Genomic DNA, 7219 nt, shown 5'->3' with positions numbered 1-7219 from the left:
CGAACTCCCATGCAGGCCGGCGGTCCGTGACCGCGTAAGAGGCCGGACAGATGGCAGCATCCGACTACGCGTCACCGCAATTCTGAAGTTTTCCCTTGCCCTGAAGGGGGCGTCCACAGATGTTGCATGGATCGACGAGGAGGACGTGCGGAGCCAGAGCGCCTCCGTGGTCAGCTGATGCGGACGTAATCCGGGCGACCCAGGTCCAAGATGCGGTTCAGGGCCGCCACTGCAATGGCCACCTCGGTTGCCTGGCGACGATCAGTTCGGGAGCGTAGGCCAGGACCGATGATGCGCTTCCAACGTGACACATCGGCCTCGACCAGAGCGCGCCAGCTGTAGCCGGACGCCTTCTGCCATCCCATGCGGCCGCGTTGGGCGAGGCTCTGCAGATGTCGGTCCCGCCTCGTCGGCGCAGTCCCGGCTGTTGCACTCGGCACTGCACTCGATCGTGGCGGGACAATGACCTCCGCATCCGGATGACGCGCCGCGACCGCGGCATAGACGTCATCGCGATCGTATGCGCCGTCGCCAGTGAAGGACGCGACTTCGCCAACTCCTTCGAGCAGCGGGCCGACTTGCCCACCGTCATCCGCATCATGCCCGGTCAGCTTCGTCGCGATGATCCGGCCGGTGTCGGCGTCCGTGGCAAGGTGCAGCTTCCTCCACGCCCGACGCCGCTTGCTGCCATGCTTCACGCGCGGTGCGCCGCACGCCATCCCTCGATCGCCTCCTCCGAGAACCACACGGTCAGGCTGCCGCGGGCCCGCAGGCCCGCCTCATACGCAGGCCAGTTCGTCACCCTCTGACACTGTCGCGGGGTCCGATGCCGCCGGGCGGCGTTCGCCTCCAAGGGCAAGGGGGTGCTCTCTCACGCGGGGTTGACCCCATCCCATCCCAAGGCGAGCACCCGCTCGATCCATGCACCACGCCGGTCTGGCATTGCAGACGCCCTCATGGCTGGATCTGTCATCTTGGGCGAGTGGGCCTGTATCCCTGATGAAGTGACCGTGGGGCAGGTACGGGCCGGTATCAGACGGCACCCAGAGAACAACCCTCAGAGCCGGCATGTCACCGCAGCCCGGATCACCGCGATAGCCCTCTCCCAAGCCTTTCCGTGCCGGAGACCTCAGGTCGCGCTGGGCTGGTCTGTGGAGCGGTTAGGCGGGGCCAGAGGCGTAATTTCCGCCTGAACCGAGGTCGGGCGGCTTTTTACGGCAAATCGGCCGGCGAGCCCGCTAAGGCGTGATAAGCCACCATTGTCACGCCTTTGAATGGGCCCGCCGAAGCGCGGCTCAGCACCCCCAAGGCGTGATGATACATGATTGTCACGCCTGACCTGCTGGCCCCGGGCGCGCGGGTTTGATGAGACTTTGACGCCGCCCTACGCCGCAGCCCATGTTTGACCACCCGTCTCTAATCCCCGAGCCGCCTGAGCCCACCAGACACGAGGTGCCGAAGATCCGCGAGGCTGACGGCGAGAAGGGACTTCAGGTTGCCATTGTTCTGCCGGCCATGGCTCGCCGGTGGCGCGAGGGCAGGCCTCGCAGATCCAGTAGCCGGGCCGCCCGCCGCCAGTGGGCGTTGGTCCCTACGAATAGACGCCATATTCGATCTGCCCGAGGAGGGTGACGATCCTCTTCGCTCCTTCGTTCGCTGCGAGGAGCTCAATGGGCCGTTGCCCGCCCAGCAGCATCATCGGGCTGAACAGCCACCATTTTGCGGCGCCGTCGGAGCCCAGAACACGTGCTGCATACGCCACGATGTCAGCCACAACGATGGGTGTGGGCCAGGGCGCAAGCATCTCTTCGTCAGACATATGCCTGGTGGGCTGGCTGGTGATTGATGCGGCCTGCCCGGCGTTCAAGCCAGTCACAGCCTGGCCCGCTTCCTGCCGCAGCAGCAGCTCCCCCTCGAACTGGCCAGAGAGCGGATCCTGGCCGTCTGAGGGCTTGGCTATGCGCATCACCAGTTCACCGATGATCTCTCGGTGAGCGGGGCTCCTCAGAAGTTCGGCCGTCGCTTCGTCGACGAGGATCTCGACCCTGACATCACGTTGCATGTGGCATGTCCTTGCTGGACGAGCGAACGGGGCCGTGCCGCGCTTCAGGTCATGACCCTGCAGCTCGCGGCGGATCGAATGTCCGGCACCTCGGCCGATGGGCGGCAACTATAATCCCAATCCCAGAGGATCAGCGCCGTATCGATGGCTATCAGTCTCTCCAAAGTCAGTTCACGCAGATCGTAGTTGGCGATCGCCTGCAGCTCAGCAGGGCCAGCCCCCGTCACCTCACTCGCATCCTCTTACGTCTTCACAAGCCGCTTGAGTACGTAGTTGATGCCCTGTGCGGTCTGGCCCTTGTGGAGCCGGTCCTCGGGGAAAGCGTTGTGACGGTCATTCCTGGCGGTCATCGCAGGACCGGGCGTCGATTCGTCCCGACTGAACTCGGCCGTGCCTGGGCATCTGTGTGGGACCGTCGTGCAAGGACGCTCGTCCGCGGTGTCCTGCTCCTTCCGCAGGATGACCCGTTGCTGACCGACAATCTCGAACACCACCCCAGACCCGGATTCCAGCCCGAGGTGCTCCAGCACTTCCTTGGGGAGGGTCACCTGACCATTCGCACCGACCCGCACCGTGTAGCAGCTCATCGCCCCACCTTCTTCGCAGTGACAGCATGCAGAGCGGACATGGGAAGAATGCGCTCGGCCCGACGCAGCCCCCCCGGTGTAACGGCCAGACTCAGCGGCGGCTCGTTGGAGAGGAAGGGATGCCGTTCGGTGAGCCAGGCCCGCACCTCCTCATCCTGGCGCAGGATCCGGTTCGCCTGGACGAGCAGCGTCTCGATTCGGGAACGGATCGGCGCGTCCTCTGCCCCACCCCCGTCCCGCACCCAGCGCTCCATCGCCTCCCATGAGGTGAACCCGTGAACAGGTTCCGCTTCGGGCGGCAGCGGCCCCCCTTCTGCCCTGCACCAGGCATCGCTGAACCGGGCCAGCGCCTCCTGAAGGTTCCTCTCCAGCGGTGTGCCTGGCAGCCGGCGCCCGGCTCGCGTGGCATCGTCCAGGGAAATGCCACCTGCCTCCGTAGTGAGGCGGTCGTGCACAACCTGGAGGTCGCCCAGCCCTCCATCCAGCATTCGATCGAGCGGGCTTCGGCCGCCGAGCGCAACATCCGACCGGGTCACCCAGTCGTAGCCGCTATCCGGGCGGGCAAAAATCCGCTGCAGTGTTCGATGCAGGTCGAGCAGCAGGTGGAGGCGGAGGACGGTCTCGCGCGGGAAGCCGGTCAGGTCACCGAGCCTCCAGCGCTGGTAGCTGGCCCGGTCCGGTTCACCAAGCAGCAACAGCAACTCCCGATGACTCAGACCCCAATGCTCGGACATCTGCCAAGCCTGCCGGAATGCGACAGCCGGATTGAGCGAGGTTGCCCTGAGTGGATCTTCTCGCGCCATGGCGGTGCTGGTCCTCTCCGTGTCATGGCGCAATGCCTCGCTGCTGCTACCAACGGGCCAAACGCGAACAGGCCAATCCTATAATCGAATATGGGATGCAGGCGCAAGCCGATTATCGGTTTTGTCTTACCCCTATAGGTCAGCCTCTATGCCGCGCACGCGGTGGTCACCCCGATCAACCCGGCTCCGGGAGTTGCTCCGCGACCGTCGCATTGCTCTCGGTCTTCTACAGGGCGAGTTGGCGGACCGCTTGCACCAGCCGCAGAGCTTTGTTTCGAAGGTGGAGCAGGGCGAGCGCAGGCTGGATGTGGAGGAGATGCTGGAATTCGCGGCCGCCCTCAACCTCGATCCCCATGCACTCTTGACCGCCATCCTCCGCGTCCCGGCCGCCAAGCCGCCGGGCCGGAAGGGCTGAGCGAGGCCGCAAGGTCCCACCCAGCTTCCTGGCCTACTCCGGTGGCGTCGGCGCTGAGCTGCCGTTCATGCCGCTCCAATCCGCCGCGAGGTCCTGCAAGGCCGACCAGAGGGGCCAGTCCTCCGGATGCTCAGGTCGGCCCTCCGGGTCCAGGATGACCAGGGTCAGGAGCGCCTCTGCCTTGGCGCGCCTCATGGCGAAGGTCGTCGCAGGCAGACGGCACACCCGGTCGATGAGGCGGAGGCGGCGCTGCACCAGCCTGACCTGTTGGCCATGGTATCGGCTTGCGGCGAGCAGGCCCTTCTCCTGCTCCACGCGCTGCTCCAGGACGCCGAGCTCCTCCGTTCGCCGTTGCAGCGCGAGGATGCGGGCGCAGAGTGCGAGGAGAGTTGCGTGGGAAGTCGGGCCGTTCCGACCACCGCCGGGGCTGGAGGGGGTCATTGTACGCACCCCAGTACGGCGCTGACTGGTTGGTCGCGGTCCAGGTGCAACCCGGCCCGGCCTGGGTCGCCCGATCCGCCACGGTCCCAGTCGCGGCCCTCTCCTGCACTCGGCGGGGCACCCCCCAGCGGGGGCGTGTTCTGATCATTCCATTTCGTCAAAGTGTAACGCCTTCAAAGGCGCGGCGGCGGGATGCCGGACCGGCCCATGGCCCGGTCCAGGCACCCGCGCCGCACCGCATGAAGGCGCTCCTCTCCTTGCCTCTCCTTCTCGCCCGACATCAGGTGGCGTTTGCTGAAGGTTTGTTCGGGACCTCGGCCCGATTGCGCATCAGGCAGCGGTTCTGTCAGCGCTCGCGCCAAAGCTGACGGTCGGTCGGGCCAAGGAGGGGCACGTCGAGATCGTCCTGGCCTCGAGGAAAGCCCGCTTGGGTGCTTCCCTGTCGTGCGCCCGGTGAGTGGCTTCCACGCGCCGCGCTTGCGGGCGGACCAAGCGCAGCGGGGATCACCGTCCAGGAGGTGGAGATGCTCCGTCAGGCGCCCCGATTGGCCGAGGCGATTACTATGGTTAAGCGGCTGCAGCGTCTCCTGCGCCACGAGACGAGCAGGCTTCGGTCTCCTCCGCGCCCGCGCCCTCCATGCAGCGTGAGACCGCAACGGCAGCACGGAAAGTGCGGGAGAACCCACTGGATGGTGCGGGAGCACGGGACGGCGGAGGAGGCGCGGGCGGCACTCGTCGCGGGGTGCATGGCGGAGCGGCAGGGGCGGGGCAAGGAGGGACCTTGGTGCATGGGTCGTCCGGTTGGGCATCGTCGGGTAGGCTGGCGTGAGGGCTAACCCTCGATGGCTAATGAGGCGTCCGCCATGCCGTACAAGGCCAATGCCGACCGCCGGCACCGCATCCCAAAGCAGCGGCACCGGGTGACGAACTGGCCCTCCTACGAGGCTGGTCTGCGCGCCCGCGGCAGCCTCACCGTGTGGTTCACGGCAGAGGCAATCGAGGCGTGGGGTGCAGAGCCTCGCACTGGCCGTGGTGGTCAGCCGCGCTACTCCGCCTTGGCGATCACCACGGCGCTGACCCTGCGGGCGGTGTTCCGCCTGGAGCTGCGCCAGACGGAAGGCCTCATCGCCTCCATCATGACCCTGCTCGGGCTCGACCTCGCCGTGCCCGATCACGGTACGATCAGCCGGCGAGCGGAGACGCTGGAGGTGCCGCGGCCGCGCCCTGGGCGCGAGCCCGTGCACCTGCTGGTGGACAGCACGGGATTGAAGCTCTGCGGCCCAGGCGAGTGGCTTGTGGAGAAGCACGGTACGAGGACGCGGCGCGGGTGGAGCAAGCTCCATCTTGCCACCGATGCCGACACCGGGCGGATCGTCGCGTCAGCGCTGACCGACAAGGATACCGATGACGGCTCGCGGGTCGGGCCTTTGCTCGACCAGGTCAGCGGGTCGGTGGCGTCCTTCACCGGCGACGGGGCCTACGACCGGAACGACGTCTACGCCGGGGTCGCCGCGCGGCATCCGGCGTCATCGTCCCACCCCGATCGAGCGCGGTGCAGAGCGATACGGCTAAGACCGAGCCGACGCAGCGGGACCGACATATGCAGATCATTGCCGAGCGCGGCCGCATGGGCTGGCAGCGGGCGTCAGGGTACAACTGGCGCGCCCTTGTGGAGGCCGACATCTCGCGATGGAAGCGCGTCATCGGCGACGGCCTACGCTCGCAGACCGACGGGCGTCAGGAAGCCGAGGTGGCCGTCGCCGTCGACGTGCTGAACCGCATGCTCGAGCTCGGGCGCCCGAAGTACGTCCGCCTCACATGAGCCCCGATCGGGGTAGGGCGCAGTCCGCCCACACCGGCGAGCCATGCAACATCTGTGGACGCCCCCTTCAGGGCAAGGGAAAACTTCAGAATTGCGGTGACGCGTAGTCGGATGCTGCCATCTGTCCGGCCTCTTACGCGGTCACGGACCGCCGGCCTGCATGGGAGTTCGCGGATCGGGTCCAGATCAAGGTCGCGTACTCAAGGTACGGTGTTGCACACTGGTTTTCCCGATCCCGTCTCGCCGACGGATCTGTTGCAACTTTGAGCTGCCCGCGGGAGCAGGTACGGGCCTGGGCATGGCAAAGTGGCGTCGCACGGTCCGGATCCGGCAGGGTCAGTCCTTCAAGGGCCGGCAGTTCACCGCCGAGGTGATCCTCTGGGCCGTCCGCTGGTCCCTCATGTTCCCGATCAGCTATCGCGACCTCGCGCTGATGCTGGCCGACCGTGGCGTCGAGGTGGATCACACGACCATCTTCCGTTGGGTGCAGGCCTGTGCGCCCGAGTTTGAGAAACGGATCCGGCCCTACCTGCACCCGAGCAACGGGTCCTGGAGGGTCGACGAGACTTATGTCCGTGTGAAGGGACGCTGGATGTATCTCTACCGCGCGGTGGACAGCTGCGGGCAGACGATCGACTTCCTGCTCGCGGCCAAGCGGGACGCGGCGGCCGCGAAGCGCTTCTTCCGCAAGGCCCTGAGCCAGCCTCACACAGTGAACCCGCGCACGATCACGGTGGACAAGAACCCTGCCTATCCACGAGCGACGGCAGAGATGAAAGCGGATGGCGAGCCGTGGCGGTCCTCGCGACTACGCCAGGCCAAATATCTCAATAACATCGTGGAACAAGACCACCGCCGACTGCGACGGTTGATGCGTCCAGGGCTGGGCTTTGGCAGTTTCTGGACGGCGCAGCGGACGTTAGCGGGTTATGAGACGATGGCGATGATCAGGAAAGGGCAAGTGCGGGGCATCGGTGGACGCGACATGCAGGCTCAAGCCGCCTTCATCGCTGACCTATTCCGGACCACCGCCTGATTTCCCAGGCTCCGCGATGACCCGTGACCTGTGCTGAACTTTGCAACAAATCC

Annotated in this window: 7 protein-coding genes and 2 pseudogenes; 4 read left to right on the top strand and 5 right to left on the bottom strand. The window is 66.3% G+C overall.

All coding sequences use genetic code 11. The features are described 5' to 3' along the window. Positions 1–170 precede the first annotated feature (170 nt). Positions 171–859 (bottom strand): annotated as a pseudogene (locus ACO1BU_RS35175) (transposase). Between the two features lie 4 nt (positions 860–863). Here ACO1BU_RS35175 and ACO1BU_RS35170 point away from each other — a divergent pair. Next, complete coding sequence (locus ACO1BU_RS35170) at positions 864–1193, top strand: Rap1a/Tai family immunity protein (RefSeq protein WP_424140547.1); 330 nt, start codon at positions 864–866, stop codon at positions 1191–1193. Between the two features lie 398 nt (positions 1194–1591). Here the strand turns inward: ACO1BU_RS35170 and ACO1BU_RS35165 are convergent, their stop codons facing one another. From ACO1BU_RS35165 to ACO1BU_RS35155, 3 genes are all read right to left on the bottom strand, one after another. Beyond that, positions 1592–2062: an antitoxin Xre/MbcA/ParS toxin-binding domain-containing protein gene (locus tag ACO1BU_RS35165; protein WP_424140546.1), complete on the bottom strand. Its 471-nt coding sequence runs from the start codon at positions 2060–2062 to the stop codon at positions 1592–1594. 242 nt (positions 2063–2304) lie between these two features. Next, entirely contained in the window at positions 2305–2649 is a 345-nt protein-coding gene (locus ACO1BU_RS35160) for an AbrB/MazE/SpoVT family DNA-binding domain-containing protein (RefSeq protein ID WP_424140545.1), read from the bottom strand. Beyond that, entirely contained in the window at positions 2646–3383 is a 738-nt protein-coding gene (locus ACO1BU_RS35155; protein ID WP_424140544.1) for an antitoxin Xre/MbcA/ParS toxin-binding domain-containing protein, read from the bottom strand. Before ACO1BU_RS35155 ends, ACO1BU_RS35160 begins: the two co-directional genes overlap by 4 nt. A gap of 262 nt (positions 3384–3645) precedes the next feature. Between ACO1BU_RS35155 and ACO1BU_RS35150 the strand changes: the two genes are divergently transcribed. Next, positions 3646–3867 carry a helix-turn-helix domain-containing protein gene (locus ACO1BU_RS35150; protein ID WP_424140543.1) on the top strand — a complete coding sequence of 74 codons (222 nt, stop codon included), beginning with the start codon at positions 3646–3648 and terminating at the stop codon, positions 3865–3867. Between the two features lie 33 nt (positions 3868–3900). Here the strand turns inward: ACO1BU_RS35150 and ACO1BU_RS35145 are convergent, their stop codons facing one another. Further along, positions 3901–4308, bottom strand: a complete 408-nt coding sequence (locus ACO1BU_RS35145) for a hypothetical protein (protein WP_424140542.1) — start codon at positions 4306–4308, stop codon at positions 3901–3903. 863 nt (positions 4309–5171) lie between these two features. Between ACO1BU_RS35145 and ACO1BU_RS35140 the strand changes: the two are divergent. Next, positions 5172–6130, top strand: a pseudogene (locus ACO1BU_RS35140) (IS5 family transposase). A 325-nt stretch (positions 6131–6455) separates the two neighbouring features. Then, a complete protein-coding gene (locus ACO1BU_RS35135; protein ID WP_424140548.1) occupies positions 6456–7166 on the top strand; it encodes an IS6 family transposase in 711 nt (236 codons plus the stop codon). The last annotated feature ends 53 nt before the right edge of the window (positions 7167–7219 follow it).

It is taken from the genome of Roseomonas chloroacetimidivorans, assembly GCF_049629625.1.
Taxonomy (GTDB): domain Bacteria; phylum Pseudomonadota; class Alphaproteobacteria; order Acetobacterales; family Acetobacteraceae; genus Roseomonas; species Roseomonas chloroacetimidivorans.
Note: the sequence above shows the minus strand (reverse complement) of the source record. Positions and strands in the feature narration are given on the sequence as shown.

Bases quoted from the DNA above. Each gene is read 5' to 3' on its own strand.
- ACO1BU_RS35165 (WP_424140546.1), bottom strand. From the start codon at position 2,062: ATGCAACGTGATGTCAGGGTCGAGATCCTCGTCGACGAAGCGACGGCC.
- ACO1BU_RS35160 (WP_424140545.1), bottom strand. From the start codon at position 2,649: ATGAGCTGCTACACGGTGCGGGTCGGTGCGAATGGTCAGGTGACCCTC.
- ACO1BU_RS35155 (WP_424140544.1), bottom strand. From the start codon at position 3,383: ATGTCCGAGCATTGGGGTCTGAGTCATCGGGAGTTGCTGTTGCTGCTT.
- ACO1BU_RS35145 (WP_424140542.1), bottom strand. From the start codon at position 4,308: ATGACCCCCTCCAGCCCCGGCGGTGGTCGGAACGGCCCGACTTCCCAC.